The 21,716-nt window shown below is 74.3% G+C and carries 21 protein-coding genes and 1 tRNA gene; 8 read left to right on the plus strand and 14 right to left on the minus strand.

The window, feature by feature from the left end; all coding sequences use genetic code 11:
* Positions 1–85: 85 nt before the first annotated feature.
* From HOQ23_RS16545 to rpsT, 3 genes are all read left to right on the plus strand, one after another.
* A complete protein-coding gene (locus tag HOQ23_RS16545) occupies positions 86–1,039 on the plus strand; it encodes a hypothetical protein (protein ID WP_367650544.1) in 954 nt (317 codons plus the stop codon).
* A 108-nt stretch (positions 1,040–1,147) separates the two neighbouring features.
* On the plus strand, positions 1,148–1,378 hold the full coding sequence (locus tag HOQ23_RS16550) for a hypothetical protein (protein WP_172215826.1): 231 nt from the start codon (positions 1,148–1,150) through the stop codon (positions 1,376–1,378).
* A gap of 162 nt (positions 1,379–1,540) precedes the next feature.
* Complete coding sequence (gene rpsT / locus HOQ23_RS16555; RefSeq protein WP_172215828.1) at positions 1,541–1,801, plus strand: 30S ribosomal protein S20; 261 nt, start codon at positions 1,541–1,543, stop codon at positions 1,799–1,801.
* A 105-nt stretch (positions 1,802–1,906) separates the two neighbouring features.
* Here the strand turns inward: rpsT and holA are convergent, their stop codons facing one another.
* The 5 genes from holA to leuS form a co-directional block, all read right to left on the minus strand.
* Complete coding sequence (holA, locus tag HOQ23_RS16560; RefSeq protein ID WP_367650545.1) at positions 1,907–2,845, minus strand: DNA polymerase III subunit delta; 939 nt, start codon at positions 2,843–2,845, stop codon at positions 1,907–1,909.
* 250 nt (positions 2,846–3,095) lie between these two features.
* Positions 3,096–5,435 carry a ComEC/Rec2 family competence protein gene (locus tag HOQ23_RS16565; RefSeq protein ID WP_367650546.1) on the minus strand — a complete coding sequence of 780 codons (2,340 nt, stop codon included), beginning with the start codon at positions 5,433–5,435 and terminating at the stop codon, positions 3,096–3,098.
* Between the two features lie 40 nt (positions 5,436–5,475).
* On the minus strand, positions 5,476–6,504 hold the full coding sequence (locus HOQ23_RS16570) for a ComEA family DNA-binding protein (protein WP_172215832.1): 1,029 nt from the start codon (positions 6,502–6,504) through the stop codon (positions 5,476–5,478).
* Positions 6,505–6,681: 177 nt separating this feature from the next.
* Complete coding sequence (locus HOQ23_RS16575) at positions 6,682–7,545, minus strand: DegV family protein (RefSeq protein WP_172215834.1); 864 nt, start codon at positions 7,543–7,545, stop codon at positions 6,682–6,684.
* A 36-nt stretch (positions 7,546–7,581) separates the two neighbouring features.
* Complete coding sequence (gene leuS, locus HOQ23_RS16580; protein ID WP_172215836.1) at positions 7,582–10,110, minus strand: leucine--tRNA ligase; 2,529 nt, start codon at positions 10,108–10,110, stop codon at positions 7,582–7,584.
* Between the two features lie 263 nt (positions 10,111–10,373).
* On the opposite strand from leuS, the gene HOQ23_RS16585 reads away from it, so the two are divergent.
* A complete protein-coding gene (locus HOQ23_RS16585; protein WP_172215838.1) occupies positions 10,374–11,462 on the plus strand; it encodes an NAD(P)-dependent oxidoreductase in 1,089 nt (362 codons plus the stop codon).
* Between the two features lie 6 nt (positions 11,463–11,468).
* On the opposite strand, the gene HOQ23_RS16590 is transcribed toward HOQ23_RS16585, so the two are convergent.
* Entirely contained in the window at positions 11,469–12,515 is a 1,047-nt protein-coding gene (locus tag HOQ23_RS16590; protein ID WP_172215840.1) for an AraC family transcriptional regulator, read from the minus strand.
* A gap of 70 nt (positions 12,516–12,585) precedes the next feature.
* Here HOQ23_RS16590 and HOQ23_RS16595 point away from each other — a divergent pair, with 70 nt between their 5' ends.
* Both HOQ23_RS16595 and HOQ23_RS16600 read left to right on the plus strand, forming a co-directional pair.
* Positions 12,586–14,049: an NAD(P)/FAD-dependent oxidoreductase gene (locus tag HOQ23_RS16595; RefSeq protein ID WP_172215842.1), complete on the plus strand. Its 1,464-nt coding sequence runs from the start codon at positions 12,586–12,588 to the stop codon at positions 14,047–14,049.
* The gene (locus HOQ23_RS16600; RefSeq protein WP_172215845.1) at positions 14,046–14,675 is read left to right on the plus strand and encodes an acetoacetate decarboxylase family protein; all 630 of its coding nucleotides are present in this window, start codon (positions 14,046–14,048) and stop codon (positions 14,673–14,675) included. Before HOQ23_RS16595 ends, HOQ23_RS16600 begins: the two co-directional genes overlap by 4 nt.
* Before the next feature lie 228 nt (positions 14,676–14,903).
* Here HOQ23_RS16600 and HOQ23_RS16605 read toward each other — a convergent pair whose 3' ends face one another.
* Both HOQ23_RS16605 and HOQ23_RS16610 read right to left on the minus strand, forming a co-directional pair.
* On the minus strand, positions 14,904–15,434 hold the full coding sequence (locus HOQ23_RS16605; RefSeq protein WP_367650547.1) for a Dps family protein: 531 nt from the start codon (positions 15,432–15,434) through the stop codon (positions 14,904–14,906).
* 86 nt (positions 15,435–15,520) lie between these two features.
* On the minus strand, positions 15,521–17,185 hold the full coding sequence (locus tag HOQ23_RS16610) for an acyl-CoA synthetase (protein ID WP_172215847.1): 1,665 nt from the start codon (positions 17,183–17,185) through the stop codon (positions 15,521–15,523).
* Between the two features lie 162 nt (positions 17,186–17,347).
* On the opposite strand from HOQ23_RS16610, the gene HOQ23_RS16615 reads away from it, so the two are divergent.
* On the plus strand, positions 17,348–17,641 hold the full coding sequence (locus HOQ23_RS16615; protein WP_172215850.1) for a YiaA/YiaB family inner membrane protein: 294 nt from the start codon (positions 17,348–17,350) through the stop codon (positions 17,639–17,641).
* A 76-nt stretch (positions 17,642–17,717) separates the two neighbouring features.
* A complete protein-coding gene (locus HOQ23_RS16620; RefSeq protein WP_172215852.1) occupies positions 17,718–18,326 on the plus strand; it encodes a lysoplasmalogenase in 609 nt (202 codons plus the stop codon).
* A gap of 102 nt (positions 18,327–18,428) precedes the next feature.
* On the opposite strand, the gene HOQ23_RS16625 is transcribed toward HOQ23_RS16620, so the two are convergent.
* The 6 genes from HOQ23_RS16625 to HOQ23_RS16645 form a co-directional block, all read right to left on the minus strand.
* A tRNA-Ala gene (locus HOQ23_RS16625) sits at positions 18,429–18,501 on the minus strand.
* A gap of 80 nt (positions 18,502–18,581) precedes the next feature.
* Positions 18,582–19,205 carry a histidine phosphatase family protein gene (locus HOQ23_RS16630; protein ID WP_172215854.1) on the minus strand — a complete coding sequence of 208 codons (624 nt, stop codon included), beginning with the start codon at positions 19,203–19,205 and terminating at the stop codon, positions 18,582–18,584.
* Between the two features lie 2 nt (positions 19,206–19,207).
* Complete coding sequence (gene rsfS / locus HOQ23_RS16635; RefSeq protein ID WP_172215867.1) at positions 19,208–19,612, minus strand: ribosome silencing factor; 405 nt, start codon at positions 19,610–19,612, stop codon at positions 19,208–19,210.
* A complete protein-coding gene (nadD, locus tag HOQ23_RS16640) occupies positions 19,609–20,250 on the minus strand; it encodes a nicotinate-nucleotide adenylyltransferase (protein ID WP_367650548.1) in 642 nt (213 codons plus the stop codon). The genes rsfS and nadD overlap by 4 nt, the downstream gene beginning before the upstream one ends.
* Positions 20,251–20,264: 14 nt before the next feature.
* Entirely contained in the window at positions 20,265–20,420 is a 156-nt protein-coding gene (locus tag HOQ23_RS20595) for a hypothetical protein (RefSeq protein WP_216654325.1), read from the minus strand.
* Between the two features lie 28 nt (positions 20,421–20,448).
* Positions 20,449–21,699 carry a glutamate-5-semialdehyde dehydrogenase gene (locus HOQ23_RS16645; protein WP_172215869.1) on the minus strand — a complete coding sequence of 417 codons (1,251 nt, stop codon included), beginning with the start codon at positions 21,697–21,699 and terminating at the stop codon, positions 20,449–20,451.
* Positions 21,700–21,716 lie beyond the last annotated feature (17 nt).

Raw genomic sequence — 21,716 nt, forward strand, 5'->3', positions numbered from 1 at the left:
TCACTCGCCCACCGCCCGGTCGCCGGCGTCTCCCCGCGCGGACGTCGCGCGGGGAGACGGGTCGGTGATGGCGCAGGATGTGGCGGTGATCCCGACGACGATCCCGCACGGCCGCACCGCACGGCGCCTGGAGTGGGAGTACCTTCCGCCGATGCTGCGCGCGGAGGTCGCGCGCCGGTGCGGGTCCCCCGTGGTCGCGACCGAGTCGCAGGGCGCCGGGTTCACGCCGGGGTTCGCCTCGGTGCTGACCTGCGCCGACGGCAGCCGTCACTTCGTCAAGGCCGCGTCGGTGAGGGCGCAGCGCGCGTTCGCCCTGTCCTACCGCGAGGAGGCACGCAAGCTCGCCGCCCTGCCCGCGGCCACGCCGGCTCCGCGGCTGCGGTGGGTGCACGACGCCGACGACTGGGTGGTGCTCGGCATCGAGCACGTCGCCGCCCGGGCGCCGTACCGTCCCTGGCGCGCGAGCGACCTCGAGGCGACCCTCGACACCCTCGAGCAGTGCGCCGCGGTGCTGTCCCCCGCCCCGGCGGGCCTGGCCCTGGGCACCTTCGCCGAGGAGTTCGCGCCGTTCCTCGCGCACTGGGAGACGCTGCGCACCGCGCCCGCCGACGTCCCGGGCCTCGTGGCGCACCTGGAGGAGGCAGCGGCGCTGGCCGGGCGGTACGCCGAGGTCTGCGCCGGCGACACGGTCGTGCACACCGACATCCGCGACGACAACGTGCTGATCACCGCGGGCGGCCGGGCACTGCTGTGCGACTGGAACTGGCCGGTCGTGGGCGCCGCCTGGCTGGACAGCGTGCTGACCCTGATCGGGCCGCGCGGCGACGGCCTCGACGTCGAGGCCGTGCTCGCCACCCGGACCCTGACCCGCGACGTGCCGGCCGAGCACGTCGACGTGCTGCTCGCGCTGGTCGCCGGCTACTTCCTGGCCCAGTCCGCGCTCCCCGGTCCCCCGACGTCGCCGCACATGCGGGCCGCCCAGCGCTGGCAGGGCGAGGTCGTGTGGGACTGGCTGGGCGAGCGGCGCAGCTGGCGCTAGCGAGGCCCGCGGGCCCCGGGCCACCGGAGCCGGGTTTCGATTCCGAGATAGAGGATATATTTTCCGTGCCGCCACTCCGGCGCGCCCCGACACCAGGAGGAACCGCCCGTGCGCAAGCCGATCACCCGCTCCCTCGTCGCCGTGGGGGCCCTCGGCGCCCTGGCCCTCGCCGCCAGCCGCCTCGGCCTGATCGGCAGCGGCGCGCCCACGCCCGCCGGCGTGCTGCCCCTCACCTGCCGGCTGCGCGGGCACGGCTGGCGGGTGCCGCGCACCAACAGCCAGACCCCGATCCGGCGCACCTGCTCGCGCTGCGAGCAGGTCGACCTGCCGCTTCCCTGAGGCCGCTGACCTGCCTGATTTGGGTCGCCGCGAGCCCCACTGTTAATCTCGCTTGTCGCGTGTCTGGCTGCTGCCCTGCGCCGACCGCACCACGTACACAGCACGAACGGCCGTTCAGCACCAACGCTCGGCTCCACCCACACCTACGACGAAGGCGCAGTAGTGGCGAACATCAAGTCCCAGATCAAGCGGAACAAGCAGAACGAGAAGCGCCACGAGCGCAACAAGGCGGTCAAGACCGGCCTGAAGTCTGCGGTCCGCAAGTTCCGCGAGCTCGCCGAGACCGGCGACAAGGACGCTGCCATCACGGCTGGCCGTGAGGCGTCGCGCAAGCTCGACAAGGCCGTCTCCAAGGGCGTCATCCACCAGAACCAGGCCGCGAACCGCAAGTCCGCGATCGCCAAGAAGGCCGCCGCTCTCTGAGGCCTCCTCGCAACCAGGCGTCGTCCCCTCGGGGCGGCGCCTTCTTGCGTTGTGCGCCACGCATCGTGTGACGGGAGGCGTCCTCGTGAGGGGGCGCCCGCGCGGTCAGCGCCCGTCGCGCAGCCCGGTCACCGTGAGCACCAGGCGCTCGAGGGTGTACGACGCGTCGCTGGCCGCGCCCTTGACGTCGGCGTCGGCACGGGCCACCGCCCGGATCGCCTCGCCGATGGCCGCGTCGCTCCAGCCGCGCGCCTGCTCGCGCAGGGTGCGCAGCTTCCACGGCGGCACCCCGACCTCACGGGCCAGGTCGGCGTCGCGCAGCCCGCGGCGCGCGCCCTTGAGCTTGGCCAGGCCGCGCGCGCTGCCCGCGAACGCGGAGGTCACCAGGACCGGCGCCGTGCCGCCGTCCAGGGACCAGCGCAGCTCCTCCAGCGCGAGCTGACGACGGCCGCCGAACGCGGCGTCGGCGACGGCGAAGGACTTCGCCTCGGCGCGGCCGCCGAAGTAGCGACCGATCCTCTCGACGTCGAGCGGCTCCCCGGCGAAGTCCGAGGTGAGCTGGTGGGCCGCGGCCGAGAGCGAGCGCAGGTCCTGGCCGACGGCCTGGACGAGCGCCGCGGCGGCCTCCCCGTCGATGGTGGCGCCGTGGCTGCGGACCTCGGAGACCACGAAGCCGGGGTACTCGGAGGCCTTGAGCTCGGCCGACTTCACCTCGGTGACGGTCGGGAGCTTGCGGAGCTTGGTCAGCACGCCGGACCCCTTGGGCCCGCCGCCGTGGACCAGCACCAGCGCGACGTCCTCCGAGGGCGCGGCGGCGTAGGCCAGCAGGCCGGCCACCGACTCCTCGGGGAGGTTCTCGAGGTTGTGGACGACCACGCAGCGGATCGAGGAGAACAGCGACGGCGCGGCGAGCTCGCCCAGCGTCGCCAGGCTCAGGTCGGAGGCCGGTGACTCGGCCATCTCCGCCTCCGGGTCGTGGGCGCGGACCGCGTCGCGCACCGCGCGCACCGTCCGGTCGCCGAAGAACTCCTCCTTGCCGGTCACCAGGGTGACCCGACCAAGGACGTCTGCTGCCTGAGGACCTCTCGCCATGGTGGGGCTAGCCTCCCACAGCCCGCCGACGTCCCCGAGTCGGCGCGTGTGGTGTGCCGAGTCGGCGCGCGTGGTGTGCCGAGTCGGCGCGCGTGGTGTGCCGAGTCGGCGCGCGTGGTGTGCCGAGTCGGCGCGCGTGGTGTGCCGAGTCGGCGCGCGTGGTGTGCCGAGTCGGCGCGTGTGGTGTGCGGAGGCCCCCTGCTCAGTCGCGGGTGCGTACCGCGAGCTCGTCGTCGCGGGCCAGGACGAGCAGGTCGCCGCCGAGGTCGGTGCGCAGCACCCGGGCGCCGCTCGCCTCCAGCGGCGCCAGCGCGTCCGGGGCGGGGTGCCCGTAGTCGTTGTCCTCCCCCACCGAGACCAGCACCACCCGGGCGCCGAGGGAGGTGAGGAAGTCCGGGTCCTGGTGGCGGCTGCCGTGGTGGGGCAGCTTGAGCACGTCGACGCGCAGCCCCGCGACCTGCCGCGCCAGCGCCGCCTGGCCCGGTGGCTCGAGGTCACCGGTCAGCAGCGCGCTCACGCCCGCGACCTCCACGAGCAGCACGACGCTGGCGTCGTTGGCCGTCGTACCGTCGCCGGGGCCCTCGTACGGCGCGGGGTCGTCGGGGCGCAGCACCTCGACGCGGGCCTCACCGACGGTGCGGACACCCGGCGCCGCCGTACGGACCGGTATGCCGGACGCCGCGGCCGTCGCCACCACCTCGTCCACCGTGCCGGGAGGGTCGAGCAGCGCGGCCGTCTCCACGGCGCCGACGCTGCGCCCCTCGAGCACGCCCGCGAGCCCGTCGACGTGGTCGGCGTGGAAGTGGGTGAGCACCACCAGCGGGACTTCGCGCACCCCGAGGTCGTCCAGGCAGCGGTCAATCGCCTCCGGTTCGGGCCCGGCGTCGACGACGATGCCCGCGTGGTCACCGGCACGCACCACGAGCCCGTCGCCCTGGCCCACGTCGCAGGCGGCCAGCACCCAGTCCCCGCCCGGCCACCCCGGTGTCGGCACCCGCACCACGACCACGGCCACGGCGAGCACGCAGCAGGCCAGGCCGGCGATCGGGCGGCGCAGCACCCAAGGGCCCGCCAGCGCGAACGCGACGCAGAGCAGGGTGAGCAGCAGCAACGAGACCGCCTCGACCTCCCAGTCGACCGCTGCGGTCGGCAGCGCGGCGCCACGGCGCGCGACCAGGATGATCCACGCGACGCACCACGACGCGAGCGTCCCGAGCGCCGCGCCGGCCGGCGCCCAGACCAGGCCGAGCAGGCCACCGGCGAGACCGAGGACCGTCGCCGGCCCGACCACCGGGGTGACGACGAGGTTGGCGAGCACCGCGACCAGGCTGACCTCCCCGGAGATCCCGGCCACCACCGGCGTGCAGGCGAGCTGGGCGGCGGCGGGGACGGCCACCGCCTCCGCCAGCCAGCGCGGCAGCCACCGCGCCATCGCATCGCGCCACCCGGGTGCCAGCACCAGGATCCCGGCGGTGGCCAGCACCGAGAGGGCGAACCCGGCCGTCACCGCGAGCGACGGCTGCACGAGCAGGAGCGCGACCACGGCGGCGCCGAGCGCGCGCATGCCGCGGCGCAGGCCGTTGGCCCCCATCCCGACGAGCGCGACCGTGCCCATCACCGCGGCCCGCAGCACGCTCGGCTCGGTGCGGGCGAGCAGCACGAAGCCGACGATCCCGGCCGCCCCGACGACCAGCAGCCACCGGCCGCGCACTCCCGACCACCGGGCGAGCACCAGCAGGAACCCGACCACCAGGGTCAGGTTGGTGCCCGAGACCGCGAGCAGGTGGGTCAGCCCGGTGGCGCGGAAGTCGTCGGCCAGCCCGGGGTCCATCCCCGCGTCGTCGCCGTTCACCATCGCCGGCACCAGCACCCGCTGGTCCGCGGGCCGGTGCTCCACCGACGCCCGCAGCGACGCACGGACCGCCGCCGCCCCGCGCCACCACAGGTCCGGGTCGTCGAGGGCGACCGGCGTGCCCGACGGGCTGAGCACGCCGGCGAGGTCCGGCTGGTCGGGCGGGGAGAGCCGCCCCGTGAACCGCACCCGCGCGCCCAGCCGCAGGTCCAGCCACCGCTCGTCCCCGATCACCAGCACCGGCGCGCGCAGCCGGTGGGCGCGCCCGCGGCCCTCCACCTCCACGACCGTCACCCGCACGAGGACGACGTCGCCGAAGCGACCGGCGACCGGGCGGGGGTCGGAGGCCACCACGCCCACCGCGGACACGACCGCGCGCTCGGAGGCCAGCCGCCCCACCGGTCCCTCGGTCACCTGCTGCTGACGCACCAGGACGGCCACCACCACGGCGCCCGCCACCAGGACCAGCGCGGCGCCGGTACGCAGTGTGCCCCGGGACCACCGGCCACGGCGTACGCCCGCCGCCAGGGCGGCGAGCCCGAGCAGGACGGCGGCGACGACCAGGCCGAGGACCGCGCCGTCCAGCAGGTGCGCGGCGAGGCCGCCGGCCCACGCCCCCAGCCCGAGCAGCGGCATCCTCAGGTCCGGCAGGTCGCGCAGGGCGGCCCATGCAGGCGCGGACTGCTCCACCCCCTCTGCCAGGTGTCCCGGGCCCCCGGCGCCCACTCGCTCAGACCGTGACCAGCGGGGCGAGCTCGGAGAGGGTCACCTCGCCGATGCCGTCGACCTCCAGCAGCTCCTCGACCGCGCTGAACCCGCCGTTCTCCTCGCGCCACCCGATGATCGCCCCTGCGGTCACCGGCCCGACGCCGGGCAGCGTCTCGAGCTCGGCCTGGCTTGCGAGGTTGATGTTCACCAGGGCCACGGAGGCCGTCCCGGGTGCGGTCGGGCCGCCGACCGACGACGCCGCCACCCCCGACGGCGCCTCGACGCCGACCAGCACCTGCTCACCGTCCACCAGGACGCGTGCCAGGTTGAGGTCGACCAGGTCGACGCCGGGGCGAGCGCCGCCCACCGCCTCCAGGGCGTCGACCACCCGGGAGCCCGCCGGCAGCACGGCGATGCCGGGACGGCGTACGCGTCCCGCGACGTCCACCGTGACCGTCCCCGACTGCCCGGACGGCGAGGCCGCGCCGACGGCACCGCCCACCTCGGCACCAGACGGGACGGCCGTGCCCGGGCCACCGCCGGACCCGTCGATCGGTGAGGCGTCCGCGGCGGCCAGTCGCCCGACGGACTCGCTGCTGTCCGAGCGCACCACCCACCAGGCGGTCACGGCGAGCCCGACCGCGACGAGCACGGCGACGACCGCCACGGCACCGGCGCCCAGCCCGGCCCGGCCGCGCAGCGGGTCCGGGACGAGGGCGGCGATGCCCGCACCCCGGCGTCGGGACGCGTGCCGCCCCGGGACCGGCACGGGCGCTGCGGACGGCCCCCAGGGGGCGGGGTCGGCCCCGACCGGCTCTGAGCCGAGGTCGGGCACCGTGTCCGCGGCACTCCGCAGCTCCCCCCACGTCGCCCGCTCGGCGGCCGGCGGCCCGATGTGGGTGTGCTCGCGCCACCACTCCTCGTCGGTCTCGACGTCGTCGCGGACGTCGGGGTCGGAGGCGGCCCGGGCTCCGGCCAGCTCGGCGCCGAGCACCGCCAGCCGGCGGGCGACGGCGGCCTCGTGCTCGGGATGGGTACGACGGCTGCGCATGTGGCGACGCTAGGAGCGCAGGGCCCGTCCCCGCCGGGACACCCCCGACGCCTGTGGACGGGCGATCATCGGCGGTCCCCCTGTGGACGCTCAGCGGCCCGGGCAGCGCCACCTACGCCGACTCGCCGCACCACAAGCCCCGACTCGGCGCACCACAAGCGCCGACTCGGCGACGGGTCAGGCGGGGGTGGGGCGGGGGGCGACGCAGACGGCGATCATGCCGGGGCCGACGTGGGCGCCGAGGACGGCGCCGAGCTCGCCGCAGGCGACCTCGCGGCCGGAGAGGCCGTCGGCGAGCCGGGCGGTCAGCCGTTCGGTGAGTGCGGCGGCGCGGTCGGGGTTGGCGAGGTGGGCGACGGTGACGTCGACCTGCTGCTCCCCCGCGGCCGCGACGGCGAGCTCCTCGAGCCGGTTCAGCGCGCGGGTGGAGGTCCGCACCCGTTCCAGCGGCACGACGCGGCCGTCGTCGAAGCCCAGCAGGGGCTTCACCGCCAGCGCGCTGCCGAGCAGCGCGGCCGCGGCCCCGATCCGCCCGCCGCGGCGCAGATACTCCAGGGTGTCGACGTAGAACAGCGAGCGGGCGCCGGCCGCGACGTCACGGGCCGCCTGGGCGGCCTCGTCGGCCGAGCCACCGGCCTCGATCACCTCGGCGGCAGCGCGCACGGCGTACCCCACCGCGGGCCCGACCTGGCGGGTGTCGACGCAGACCACCCGGAGACCGGCGTCGCGCGCCGCCAGTTGCACGGACTCGAAGGTCCCGCTCATCTCCGCCGAGAGGTGCACCGACACCACCTCGGTCGCACCAGCCTCAGCGAGGCGCCGGTAGGTGTCGGCGAACACGGCCGGCGCGGGACGCGAGGTGCTGACCGGGGTGAAGTCCCGCAGCGCCTGCGCGACCACCTCCGGGCAGGCGTCCTCGGTGCCCTCGTCGAACACCTTCGGCCCGATGACCACCTGCAGCGGCACGACCGCGATGCCGTGCGCCGCCGCGAGGGCGGGCTCGAGCATCGCGGTCGAGTCGGTGACGAGACGGACCGGCATGGCGGTGAGAGTAGACGAGAAGGACGCTGCGCGGCCTCAGACGACGATGTTGACCAGCTTGGGCGCGCGCACGACGACCTTGCGCACCGCCCGGCCGTCGATCGCGCGGACCACGCCGGGGTCGGCCATCGCCAGCTGCTCCAGGTCGGCCTCGGAGATGTCCGGGGCGACCTCGAGGCGGGCCTTGACCTTGCCCTGGATCTGCACGACCGCCGTGACGGTGTCCTCGACCAGCAGCGCGGGGTCCACGACCGGCCAGCCGGCGCGGGCGACGCTGGGCTGGTGGCCCAGGCGCTCCCACATCTCCTCCGCGGTGTACGGCGCGACCAGCGACAGCAGGATCGCCACCGCCTCGGTCGCCTCGCGCACCGCCGGGTCGGCCGGGCCGCAGCCGGAGTCGATGGCCTTGCGGGTGAGGTTCACCAGCTCCATCGTGCGCGCCACCATGACGTTGAACCGGTGGCTCTCGATCAGCTGCGCCGCCTCGGCGACCGTCTTGTGCACGGCGCGGCGCAGGGCGACGTCGCCGCCCTCGGCCGGCGTGCCGACCGGCGAGGTGACGTCGCCGGACAGGCGCCAGGCGCGCTGGAGGAACTTCACCGAGCCGCCCGGGGACAGGTCGGCCCAGTCGATGTCGTCCTCCGGCGGGCCGGCGAACACCATGGTCAGGCGAACCGCGTCGACACCGTAGGTGTCGATCATCTCGCCCAGGTTGACGCCGTTGCCCAGCGACTTGCTCATCGCCTTGCCGCCGTTGATGACCTGGCCCTGGTTGAGCAGCGCGCTGAACGGCTCGACGAAGTCGACCATGCCCATGTCGTGCAGGACCTTGGTGAAGAAGCGGCTGTAGAGCAGGTGCAGGATCGCGTGCTCGACGCCGCCGACGTACTGCGCGACCGGCATCCACTCGCGCGCCTTGGCGGGGTCGAACGGGCCGTCCTCGTAGTGCGGGTCCAGGTAGCGCAGGTAGTACCAGGAGGAGTCGACGAAGGTGTCCATCGTGTCGCTGTCGCGCTTCGCGGGACCGCCGCACGAGGGGCACTCGACGTTGACCCAGTCCTCGGCCGCGGCCAGCGGCGAGGTGCCCTTGGGCTTGAGGTCGGCGCCCTTGAGGTTGTCGGGCAGGCGCACCGGCAGCTGGTCCTCCGGCACCGGGACCTCACCGCACGACTCGCAGTGCACGATCGGGATCGGGGCGCCCCAGAAGCGCTGGCGGCTCAGCAGCCAGTCGCGCAGGCGGAAGTTGACCGTGCCGCTGCCGCGCCCGTCGGCCTCGAGCTGCTCGATGATCCGGCTGATGCCGGCGGCCTTGTCGCTCAGCCCGTCCAGCGGGCCGGAGTTGACGTAGGTGCCGTCGCCGACGGTCGCGACGAAGGTCTCCTCGGGGTTGCCCTCGGCGCCCGCGACGTCGACGACGCGGCGTACCGGCAGGTCGAAGGTCTTGGCGAAGTCCAGGTCGCGCTGGTCGTGCGCGGGCACGGCCATGATCGCGCCGGTGCCGTAGTCGGCCAGCACGTAGTCGGAGGCCCACACCGGGATCCGCTCGCCGTTGACCGGGTTGACCGCGGTGACGCCCAGGTCCAGGCCGGTCTTGGGCCGGTCGGTGGCCAGCCGGTCGATGTCGGTGGCCTTGCGGACCTCGGCGAGGTACGCCGCCAGCGCGTCGGCCCGCTCGGGCGCGACGATCTCCGCGGCCAGCTTCGCGTCGGCCGCGACGACCATGAAGGTCGCGCCGTACAGCGTGTCAGGGCGGGTGGTGAACACCGTGACGGTGCGCGTCGAGCCGTCGGCCAGCTCGATGTCGAAGTCGACGTGCGCGCCCTCGGAGCGGCCGATCCAGTTGCGCTGCATCGCCAGCACCCGGTCCGGCCAGGTGCCCTTCAGCTGCTCCATGTCGTCGAGCAGGCGCTGGGCGTAGTCGGTGACCTTGAAGTACCACTGGTTCAGCTCGCGCTTGGTGACCTCGGCGCCGCAGCGCTCGCACATGCCCTGCACGACCTGCTCGTTGGCCAGCACGGTCTGGTCGTGGGGGCACCAGTTCACGGGGCTGTTCTTGCGGTAGGCCAGGCCCCGCTCGCGGAACTTCAGGAACAGCCACTGGGTCCAGCGGTAGTACTCCGGGTCGGAGGTGTGCAGCCGGTGCGACCAGTCGAAGGAGATCGCGTAGCGGCGGAACGACTCCGCCTGGGTCTCGATGTTGGCGTAGGTGTAGACCGCCGGGTGCTCGTCGTTCTTGATCGCGGCGTTCTCGGCCGGCAGGCCGAAGGAGTCCCAGCCGATCGGGTTCAGCACGTCGAAGCCCTGCTGCCACCAGTAGCGCGCCACGACGTCGTGCAGCGCCATCACCTCGGCGTGACCCATGTGCAGGTCGCCGGAGGGGTAGGGGAACATCGTCAGCGCGTAGCGCTTCTCCGCGCCCTCGGCCGCGGAGCCGGCGCGGAACTGGTCGAGCTCCTCCCACACCGGGCGCCACTTGTCCTGGACCGCGACGACGTCGTAGGTCACGGGCTCCTGGTCGGAGGTCTGACCCGCGCTGGGCGTGTGGGTGGAGGTCTGCTCGCTCATCTCGTTCTCTCGTCGGCCGGTGGGATCGCCTGCTGCCTGGCCGGGGCACCGCCCCGGGCACAAAAAAGCCCCTCGGGCACGAGGGGCGGCCGCGTCGGGTCGTGGTTCCTCCGACGCGGCTAGCTAAGGAGCAGGGTCCTGCACATGGGGCCATGGTAACGCTCCGCCCCGAGAGGCGCGGCACCGGAGACGCGCGCGGACCCCGCCCGAGCAACCATGGACGGAATGAGAACAGGTTCTAGTTTGCGCTAGGGTCGCCGCCCATGAGGATCGTGGTGACCGGGGCGTTCGGGAACGTCGGCCGCACGGTGGTGCGCCAGCTGCTGGCCGACGGCCACGAGGTGCACGCCGCCGACCTGGCGTCGAGGCCGAGCAGGCGGTGGGCGGCGCGACTGCGCCACCAGCGCCTCGTCGTGCACTGGGGCGACCTCACCGACCCGGCCACCGCGCCGGCGCTCCTCGCCGCCGGCGGCGGGGCGGACGCGGTCGTGCACCTGGCCGCGGTCATCCCGCCCACGGCGTACCGCCTCCCCGCGCTGGCGCGCCGGGTCAACGTCGAGGCCTCGCGCCTGCTCCTCGACGCCGTGGAGCGTGCGCCGCAGCGCCCGCGCCTGGTGTTCGCCTCCAGCATGGCCGCCTTCGGCGCCACCAACCCGCACACCCGGCCCGGCCTCGTCGACGCGACGACCCCGCTGCGCCCCGCCGAGATGTACGGCGCGCACAAGGCGGAGGTGGAGGCGATGCTGGCCGCCTCCGACGCGGAGTGGACGGTGCTGCGCCTGGGCGCCGTGGTCTCCAGCGAGATGCTCGCCGGCCTGGACCTGGAGATGGTGCTGCTCGAGGCCGCGCTCCCCCAGGACGGCCCGGTCCACGCGGTCGACGTCCGCGACGTCGCGCTCGCCTTCGCCGCCGCGGTGCGCGCCGACTGCGCCGGGAGGGTGCTGCTGATCGGCGGCGACGCCTCCACCCGGCTCACCCAGGTCCAGATGTCGGGCGACATGACCGCCGCGCTCGGGCTGCGCGGCATCCTGCCCGCCGGACTCCCCGGCGACCCCGCCGACGACGCGGCCTGGTTCTGCGTGAGCTGGATGGACACCGACGAGGCGCAGCGGCTGCTCGGCTTCCAGCGCCACGACTGGGCACGCACGCTCGCCGACACCCGGGCCACCTTCGGCCCGCGCCGGTACGTCGCGCCCGCGGCGCGCCCGGTGGCCCGGGCGGTGCTGGCCCGGCGCTCGCCGTACCACCGCGACGCGCGGCGCCACGCCGACCCGTGGGGCGTCATCGCGGCGCACTGGGGCGAGGCCGCCCTCGAGGGACGGGTGCCGGCGGACGGCACGGCCGAGCGCTGAGCGCCCTCAGCGGGCGGCGCGCGCGTAGGCGGCCGGGGTCTGCCCGGTCCAGCGCCGGAAGGCCAGGATGAAGCTGGACGCCTCGGCGTAGCCCACCCGGCGCGCGACCTCGGCGACCGAGATCGTCGAGCGCCCGCCGAGCAGCGAGCAGGCGAGCGAGGCGCGGACCTCGTCGAGCAGCTCCTGGTAGGAGGTGTCGCACTCGGCCAGGTGACGCCGCAGGGTCCGCTCGGTGCGGCCCAGGGCGGCGGCGACGTCGGTCATCGGCGCCCCGACCGCGAGGTGCTGGGTGATCAGCACCCGCACCTCCTGGGCCAGGCCGGTGCGCTCGCGGCGCCGGGTGACGGTCTCGGCGCAGAGCCGCTCGGCCAGCGCCCGGGAGCGCTGGTCACCGGCGGGCAGCGGCCGGTCCAGCTCGGCGACGGGGAACTCCAGGCGGGCGCGCTCCGGCCCCACCCGCATCGTGGCGCCGACGCCGCCGGGCACCAGCTCGTCGAGCACCGCCCGGATCGCCGCCGCGTCACGGGCGACGAGGAAGGCCCGCACGTCGTCGGGCAGCGCCTCGCCGTCGACGTGCACCACCACCCGCTCGCCCGCCAGCGCGGCGCGCGGCAGCGCGAAGGTGAAGCTGAGGTCGATGAAGCGCAGCGCCACGGCCATCGCGTCGAGCACCGTGCGGCTGGCCAGCAGCGCGTAGCCGAAGATCCCGAACGTCTCCGCGCGGTACGTCGCGCCCACGGCCGCGCCCGCGGAGGTGCCGCAGTGGCGCTGGAGGTTGCGCACCACCGCCAGCTCCTGCGCGGCGGTCACCTCGCGGTCGGCCACCTCGAGGTCGCCGACCCCGAGCCCGCTGCCGGCCAGCACGCTGCGCGCCGGTACGCCGCGCGCCGCGGCGTACCGCACGAGCAGGGCGACGCCGGCCACCGCGCGCGGGAACTCCCAGTCGCGCGCGGCCGGCCCGCCGAGCAGGTCCGCGGGAGCTGCGGGCCCAGCGGGGTCCGCAGCGGCAGCGGGGTCGGCAGGACCGACGGGGTCGACGGCGCCGGCGGACATGTCCGGAATTATGCATCGACTCGCCCCTGCCGTCTCCCCCTTGGCGACGCTCCGTCCTAGGTTTCCGGACATGGCACCCCGTGCAGTGATCATCGGCGCCGGCTTCGGCGGCCTCGCGGCCGCCCGCGCCCTGCGCCGCGCCGGCCTGACCGACGTCGTCGTGCTCGAGCGGGCCGACGACATCGGCGGCGTGTGGCGCGACAACCACTACCCGGGCGCGGCCTGCGACGTGCCCTCGGTGCTCTACTCCTGGTCGTGGGCGCTCAACCCCGACTGGGGCCGGCGCTACCCGACCCAGCCCGAGATCCACGACTACATCCGCCGGGTCGCGGCCGAGGAGGGCCTGCTGGACCTCGTCCGCACCGGGGTCGAGGTGGTCGGCGCGACCTTCGAGGAGGCCACCGGCACCTGGCGGGTGGAGACCACCACCCGCGACGGCGCGAGCACGACGCTGGAGGCCGAGATCCTGGTCGCGGCCACCGGGCAGCTCTCCCAGCCCGCGTTCCCCCGGGTCCCGGGCCGCTTCGAGGGCCCGGTCTTCCACTCCGCGCAGTGGGACCACGACGTCGACCTCACCGGCAAGCGGGTCGCCGTGATCGGCACCGGCGCGAGCGCGATCCAGTTCGTGCCGGGCATCGTGGACCGGGTCGGATCGATGACGGTCTTCCAGCGCTCGGCGCCCTACGTCGTGCCGAAGCCGGACCAGGCCTACCAGCCGCGCCACCACCGGCTGCTGCGCCGCGCGCCGTGGCTGATGCGCGCGGAGCGGCGGGCGTGGTTCTGGCTCACCGAGCGGTTCAACGCCGCGCTCGGCGGCGACTCGGTGATCAGCCGTCCGCTGCTCGGCGCGCTGCGCCTGGCCTGGCGCGGGCACCTGCGCCGCCAGGTCCCCGACGCCGCGCTGCGCGCCAGGCTGGTGCCCGACTACGCGCTGGGCTGCAAGCGGCTGCTCTTCTCCAACGACTGGTACCGCGCCCTGGCGCGCCCCCACGTCGACGTGGTCACCGAGGCCGTCGTCGCCCTCGAGGCCGACGGCGTGCGCGCCGGCGACGGCACCCTGCACGAGGCCGACGTGGTCATCTGGGGCACCGGCTTCCGGGCCACCGACTTCCTCGGCGGGATCAAGGTCACCGGCCGCGGCGGGCTGGACCTGCACGCGGCGTGGGACGACGGCGCCCGCGCCCACCTCGGACTCACCGTGCCGGGCTTCCCCAACCTGTTCTGCATCTACGGGCCGAACACCAACCTCGGCGGCAGCTCGATCATCAACATGCTCGAGGCCCAGGCCGGGTACGTCGCGCAGGTTGCGGGCGGCATCCTCGCCGGCCGCGCGCGCCTCGTGGAGGTGCGGCCCCCGGCGTACGACGCCTACGACCGCGAGATGCAGGAGCGGCTGGGCCGCTCGGCGTTCGCCGGCTGCGAGAGCTGGTACGTCGACGGCCAGCGCATCACCACCAACTGGCCGGGCCTGGTGGCGGAGTACCGCGCCCGCCTGGCCCGCGTGGACTGGGACGACCTGGAGGACGTGTCGTGAGCAGCAGCTACCCGCCCGAGCCCTGGGACCTGACCGGCACCGGCCTGATCACGCTGTGGCGGGTCCCGGCCGCGGCTGTCCCGCCGCTGCCCACCGGGGCGCGCGCGGTGACGGTGCGCGGCCGGGCGCTGGCCACCACGATGCTGGTGCGCTACGACGACCGCGGGGCGATGGCCTACCGCGAGCTGCTCGCCGGCGTGCTGGTGCGCCACGGGCGCCGGGTGGCGCTGTCGATCACCGACATCTGGGTGGACAGCGAGGCCTCGATGGCCGGCGGCCGCGCCTTGTGGGGCGTGCCCAAGGAGCTGGCCTCCTTCGCCCCCGACGCGGCCCTGGACAGCCCCGTCGCGACCGGTACGACGCGTACCGCCGGCGGCCCGGTCGCGACCGGGCACCTGGTCCGGCGCCGCGGGCCGGCGCTGCGGCTGCCGTTCCCGCTGCGCGCGCACATCGTGCAGACCCGCGACGCGCAGACCCTGGTCAGCCCGATCCGCGCCGGCGGGCGGCTGCGGCTGGCTCGCGCACAGTGGTCCTTCGACGCCGACGGCCCGCTCGCGTGGCTGCGAGCGGGCCGGGCAGTGACCTCCGTCGAGGCCGCGGACTTCGCGATGCGCTTCGGCGCCTGACCCCCTCGCCGAGTCGGGGCCAGTGGTTGCCCGAGTCGGGGCCAGTGGTTGCCCGAGTCGGGGCCAATGGTTTGCCGAGTCGGGGCCAGTGGTTGCCCGAGTCGGGGCCAATGGTTGCCCGAGTCGGGGCCAATGGTTTGCCGAGGCGCGCGGTAATGGCGTACGACGTCGCACCACAAGCCCCGACTCGCCGCACCACAAGCCCCGACTCGGCGAGCCGGGGGTGGCTCAGCGGTGGAGCTGGCGCGGCTGGCTCTTGTTGGCGACCCGGTTCTCGGCGTCGATCATCCAGGCCAGCTGCTCGAGGCGCTCGAGCACGGTGTGCAGGATGTCGGCGGTCGTGGGGTCCTCGGCGTCGACCTCGTCGTGGATGCGGCGCGCGGTGCCGGCCACGGCGTACAGCGCGGTCCCGATCAGGTCGACGGTCTCGGCGGTGTTGACCTCGGTCGCCGGGAAGGGCGGGAGGCTGGTCTGCTCGGCGACCGTCGCCGCACGGGCGTCGGGCGTGACGTAGATGGCGCGCATGCGCTCCGCGATGGTGTCGGAGAACTCGCGGGCGGCGTCGACGACCTCGTCGAGGGCCAGGTGGAGGTCGCGGAAGTTGAGGCCGACGACGTTCCAGTGGGCCTGCTTGCCCTGGAGGTGGAGGTCGGTGAGGTCGACGAGCATCTGCTGGAGGTGACCGGCGAGCTGCTCGGAGGCGGTGAACGCCGGACGGGCCACGTGGGTGGGGGCACTGGCGTGGAGAACGTCGGACACGACGAAGGTCCTTCCTGGTCTGCGGCTGCGGATTCCGCTATCCAAGCACCTTTTCTGGAGTCATTCCAGAAAGGTGAGGCTACCCTTCACGCCGGCTCCGCGACCCCGGTACCCGTCTGCGCCTGCACCTTCGCCCAGCGGTAGTCGGCCTTGCCGGAGGGCGAGCGCAGCACCCGCTCCACCCGCACGACCGCCTTGGGCAGCTTGTAGCGCGCGACGTGCCGCTCGGCCTCGGCGAGCAGGTCCGCGTCGTCGACCTCGACCCCCTCGACGAGCTCGACGATCGCGACCACCTCGCTGCCCCACCGCTCGGAGGGCCGGCCCGCGACCACGACGTCGCGCACCGCGCTGTGCGCCGCCATCGCGCGCTCGACCTCCTCGGCGAACACCTTCTCGCCGCCGGAGTTGATGGTCACGCTCTCGCGTCCGAGCAGCTGGATCCGCCCGTCCTCGAGGACCCGGGCCCGGTCGCCGGGCACCGACCAGCGCACGCCGTCGATGACGGGGAAGGTGCGCGCGCTCTTCTCGGCGTCACCGAGGTAGCCCAGCGGCACGTAGCCGCTGCGCGCCAGCCAGCCCTCGCCCTCCCCCGGTCCGAGCCGGCGCGAGAGCAGGTCGTCGACCACCCCGGAGTCCGGCTGCGGGGTGAAGACCATCGCCTCCGCGTCGTTGTCCTTGACCGCGGTCGCGCTCATCTGGATGCCGCTCTCGGAGGCGCCGGCGGTGTCGAGCACCATCACGTGCGGCGCCACCGCGAAGAGCCGCTCGCGCACGGTCGGGGTCAGCGGCGCGCCCCCGTTGCCGAGCACGAAGAGCCCGGACAGGTCGTAGGTCTCGCGCTCCATCTGCTCCACCAGCGGGCGCGCGATCGCGTCGCCGACGACCGGGATCGAGGCCACCCGCTCGCGGGCCGCGAGCTCCAGGGCGTTGGCGGGGTCGAAGCTGCGCACGTCGTCGAGCAGCACGATCTTGCCGCCGCCGGTGATCGAGTGGAACGTCGACCACAGCGCAGCGCCGTGCATGAACGGCGGCACCATGAGCAGCGACAGCCCGCCGCCGGAGGCCAGGGTGTGTGCGGCGAGCGCCTCGTGGGAGGCGAACGGCTCGGTGGTGCCGAACGGCGTACCACCCATCGAGGAGACGAAGATGTCGTGCTGGCGCCACATCACACCCTTGGGCATGCCGGTGGTGCCCCCGGTGTAGAGCAGCAGCAGGTCCTCCCCCGACGGCGTCGGCATCCCCGCGGCCGGGGCGGGCGTCGCCACCACGGCCTCGTAGTCCACCGCGCCGGGAAGCAGCGCGTTGCCGGAGTCGTCGGCGACCTGGACGAGCACCCGCAGGGCGGGCAGCCGCTCGCGCACGGCGGCGACCACAGGCGCGAACTCGGCGTGGTAGACCAGCGCCGTCGCCTGGGCGTCGGAGAGCAGGTAGACCAGCTCCTCCTCGACGTAGCGGTAGTTGACGTTGAACGCCGCGACCCGGGCCCGGAAGGCGCCGAGGGTGGCCTCGAGGTACTCGTTGCCGTTGCGCAGGTAGACCCCGAGGTGGTCCTGGCCGGACTCGTGCCCCGCGAGCGCCTCGCGCTCGGTGTGGCAGCCCAGGCCCTGCTCGACCAGGAAGTGCGCGACGCCGTCGATGCGGGCGTCGAGCTCGCGATAGCTCAGCCGCCGCTCGCGCCAGACCAGGACCTCGCTGTCGGGCACGGTCTCGGCGACGGTGCGGAACACGGTGGACAGGTTGAAACGGGTCATGCCGCTCCTCCGGTTGATCGCGTGGCCGCAACCTAACCGAGCCGGAACGGCGATGTGACCCGGATCTCACAATCGCCCGCGACGCGGTTGAGTGGTCCACCCCGGTCGAGGTGAGTACGCCGACTCAGGCGCGCCACCCCGGCGCCGGGCGAGGCTGGGGACATGGAGAACAAGACCCCGCCCCAGTCGTCCACGACCACCGCCTTCTTCGCCCAGGCTGCGATCTCGTTCGGAGTCTCGCTGCTCGGCATCGTGCTCGCGGTGCTCTACCTGCCCGTCGACCCGTGGGTCCGGGCGTTCCTGGCGATGACCACGCTCTTCCTGGTCTCCTCCTCCTTCACGCTCGCCAAGTGCGTGCGCGACGCCCAGGAGAACCGCTACGTTGTCTCCCGCCTCGACCAGGCGCGCGTCGACAAGATCCTGGCCGAGCACGACCCGTTCCGCGCGGTGTCGTGACCCACCCGGCCGGCGGGTACCTCACGGGCGCGGCCGAGCCCGGACCGCTGCTGCCACGAGCCACCGAGGTGACCCTGTGACCACCACTGCCCCAGCGTTCACGCCGCGCACCGTTGGCAAGGCCCTGCTGATGCCGAGCCTGGCCGTGCGCCTGCTGCGCTCCCCGCGAAGCCCGGGAAGCGGCACGGTCCTCCTCGCCCAGGCCTTCTCCTACGCCGGGGACCTCGCCCTCAACGGGCGCACCCGCGGGCGCTTCCTGGCCGGGCTGAGCTCCTTCCTCCTCGCCCACCTCGCCTACATCGCAGCCTTCCGGCGCCGCTCCTCGGTGCCCGTCCTCGCCGACCCGGGGCGCCGCCGCTTCGTGGTCGCCGGCGGCACGCTGTCCACCGCGATGGCGCTGGCCGCCGCGCGCACCGACCGGACCCTCGCCGCGCCGGTGGCGGTCTACAGCCTCACGCTCACCGCAATGGTCGCCTCCGCCGCCGCGGTCGACCACGACCAGGGCCGCGACCGGCTGCTCACCGGCGCCTCGCTGTTCCTGGTCTCCGACACCCTGATCGGGGTGCGCAAGTTCCTCGCCGGCGACCGTGGCCGGCTGCTCGAGGCCGGCGTGCTGACGACGTACGCCGCGGCGCAGTGGTGCATCGTCGAGGGGATGCGAGCCGGTTCCCGGCGCCGTGCCTGACCCGGTCCGCGCCACGCCCGCACCGCCGGTCCCGAGATGCCGGTGCTGAAATGCCGAAGGGCCGCCCCGACCTCGGTCGGAGCGGCCCTTCGTCTTCTTCGGTGGAGCTGAGGGGACTCGAACCCCTGACCCTCTGCATGCCATGCAGATGCGCTACCAGCTGCGCCACAGCCCCATCTCGTTCGCTTTCCCGCCAGGCGGTCCGGCCAACGACGAGAACATTAGCAACGGCCCCCGTGGATGCGAAATCGGGGGTCAGGGTGCGGATGGCACGGGCTCGGCCACACCCAGGTTGTAACCAGCGAGACGGATGATGCCGGTGTGGTTCTCGAGCACCACCCAGTGGCAGTTGCCGACCGCGCGGAACGCCCCCAGGGCACTGTCGGGCAGGCCGAGCAGGCCCAGGGTCGCCACGCGGATCGCGGCGCCGTGGGCGACCGCGACCCCGGTCCCGCCGGGCGCGACCTGACCGAGCAGCTCGTGCAGCGCCTCGCTCAGCCGGTCGACCACGGCGCGCGCGGACTCCGCGCCCCGGGCCACGGAGAGGTCGCCCGCGCGGAAGGCGGCGAACTCCTCGGGCGCGAGTGCGGCGTACTCCTCGTGGGTGAGGCCCTGGCGCTCGCCGAGGAAGAACTCGCGCAGGCGCGCGTCGTGGACCGGCTCCAGGCCGGTCTCCTTCGCGACGTACGCCGCGGTCTGGCGGGCGCGCGCGAGGTCGGAGGACCACAGCACCTCCGGTCGGTACGCCGCGATCGCCGGGGCGGCCGCGGCGGCCTGGAGGTGGCCGGTGTCGTCGAGCTCGACGTCGGCCTGGCCCTGGACCCGGTGCGCGTGGTTCCAGGCGGTGCGGCCGTGGCGCAGCAGGACCAGGCGCTTCACGCTCACGCCTGGGCGGGGCCCGAGCCGGGTCCCTGGGCGGGACCCTTCACGTCGGCGGGCAGCTCGATGACCGGGCAGTCGCGCCACAGCCGCTCGAGGGCGTAGAACTCGCGCTCCTCCTCGTGCTGCACGTGGATGACGACGTCGCCGTAGTCGAGCAGCACCCAGCGGCCGTCGCGCTCGCCCTCGCGGCGGATCGGCTTGGCGTCGGCGTCGCGCAGCTTGGCCTCGACCTCGTCCACGATCGCCTTCACCTGGCGGTCGTTGGACGCCGAGGCGAGCAGGAAGGCGTCGGTGATCGCGAGCTGCTCGCTCACGTCGAAGGCGAGCAGGTTGGTGGCGAGCTTGTCGCTGGCCGCGCGGGCGGCGATGTGGACGAGCGAGACGGCTCGGTCGGTGGCGGTCATGCGGGGTCTCCAGGTGCTTCGGTGGTCTGGGGGTAGAGGTCGTGCTTGGCGACGTACTGGACGACGCCGTCGGGCACGAGGTACCAGACGGGCTCGCCGCGACCGGAACGGCGGCGGCAGTCGGTGGAGCTGATCGCCAGCGCGGGGATCTCCACCATCGTCACCCGGTCGACGGGGATCGAGGAGAGCGTGGCGGGGTCCATGGTGTAGCCGGGCCGGGTGCAGCCGACGAAGTGCGCGAGCGCGAAGAGCTCGTCGGGGTCGCGCCAGGTGAAGATCTCGGTCAGCGCATCGGCGCCGGTGATGAAGTAGAGCTCCGCGTCCGGCATCGCGGCGTGCAGGTCGCGCAGGGTGTCGCGGGTGTAGGTCGGGCCCTCCCGGTCGACGTCGACCCGGGAGACCGTGAACCGCGGGTTCGAGGCGGTCGCGATGACCGTCATCAGGTAGCGGTGCTCCGCCGGGCTGACCTTGCGGTCGGACTTCTGCCACGGGTCGCCGGTCGGCACGAAGACGACCTTGTCGAGGTCGAACCAGGCCTGGACCTCCGAGGCGGCGACGAGGTGCCCGTGGTGGATCGGGTCGAAGGTGCCGCCCATGACGCCGACACGTCGTCGGCGCCTCGGCGCGGCGTCACTCACCTCGGGCGCGGTGCTCAGCTGTGCTCGCGGCCCGCGCCGAAGCTCACCAGGGCGAGGAGCAGGCCGAGCATGATCACGAGGATGACCGCTCCGACGCCCCAGGACAGGGCGTGGTTGATCTCGTGGTGGGTACCCTCGGCAGCGAGCACGGTCGTCAGCGCGTTGAACATGGCGACAGACTACCGGTCCCCACCCGCGTCAGCGCACGTGGCCGTCGCCGGTGACCACGAACTTGGTCGAGGTCATCTCGACCAGGCCCATCGGACCCCGCGCGTGCAGCTTCTGGGTGCTGATCCCGATCTCCGCGCCGAAGCCGAACTCCCCGCCGTCGGTGAAGCGGGTCGAGGCGTTGACCAGCACCGCCGCGGAGTCGACGGCCGCGGTGAAGCGGCGGGCGGCGGCCAGGTCCTCGGTGAGGATCGCCTCGGTGTGACCGCTGGAGTGGCGGCGGATGTGCGCGATCGCCGCGTCGAGGTCGGGCACGACGGCGGCGGAGATGTCGAGGGAGAGGTACTCGGTGTCCCAGTCCTCCTCGGTGGCCGCGACCACCCCGTCGTACGCCGTGAACGCCTCGTCGCCGTGCACGGTGACGCCGGCCTCCTGGAGCGCGGCCACGACGCGCGGCACGAAGGTGCCGGCGATGTCGGCGTGCACGAGCAGCGACTCCGCGGCGTTGCACACGCTGGTGCGGTGGGTCTTGGCGTTGAGGACGACGGCCAGCGCCTTGTCCTGGTCGGCGGCGGCGTCGACGTAGACGTGGCAGTTGCCGGTGCCGGTCTCGATGACGGGCACCGTGGAGTCCTCGACGACCGAGCGGATCAGCCCGGCGCCGCCGCGCGGGATCAGGACGTCGACGTGGCCGCGGGCGCGCATCAGCGCCTTGACGCTGTCGTGGCTGTCGCCCGGGACCAGCTGGACCACGTCGGGCTCCAGGCCGGCGGAGGCCACGGCGTCGCGCAGCACCGCGACGATGGCGGCGTTGCTGGAGCGGGCGCTGGAGCTGCCGCGCAGCAGCACCGCGTTGCCGGACTTCAGGCAGATGCCGGCGGCGTCCGCGGTGACGTTCGGGCGGGCCTCGTAGATCATGCCGACGACCCCGAACGGGACCCGCAGCTGACGCATCTCCAAGCCGTTGGCCAGCGTGCCGCCGCGCACCACCTCACCCACCGGGTCGGCGAGGCCGGCGACGTCGCGCAGCCCCTGCGCCATCCCTGCAAGGCGGTCCTCGGTGAGTCGCAGCCGGTCGACGATGTTCGCCGGGGTGCCACCCTCCTCGGCGCGCGCGACGTCCTCCGCGTTGGCCGCGAGGATCTCCGCACCGCGGTCCGTCAGCGCCTGGGCCATCGCCTCGAGGGCGGCGTCCTTCTGGGCGCGGGTGGCGAGGGCGAGCCCGTGGCTGGCCTCGCGGGCGCGTCCGGCGACGGCGATGACGTCCTGCTCGATGCTCATGGCACCAGCCTAGTGAG

It is taken from the genome of Nocardioides sp. zg-DK7169, assembly GCF_013155365.1.
Taxonomy (GTDB): Bacteria; Actinomycetota; Actinomycetes; order Propionibacteriales; family Nocardioidaceae; genus Nocardioides.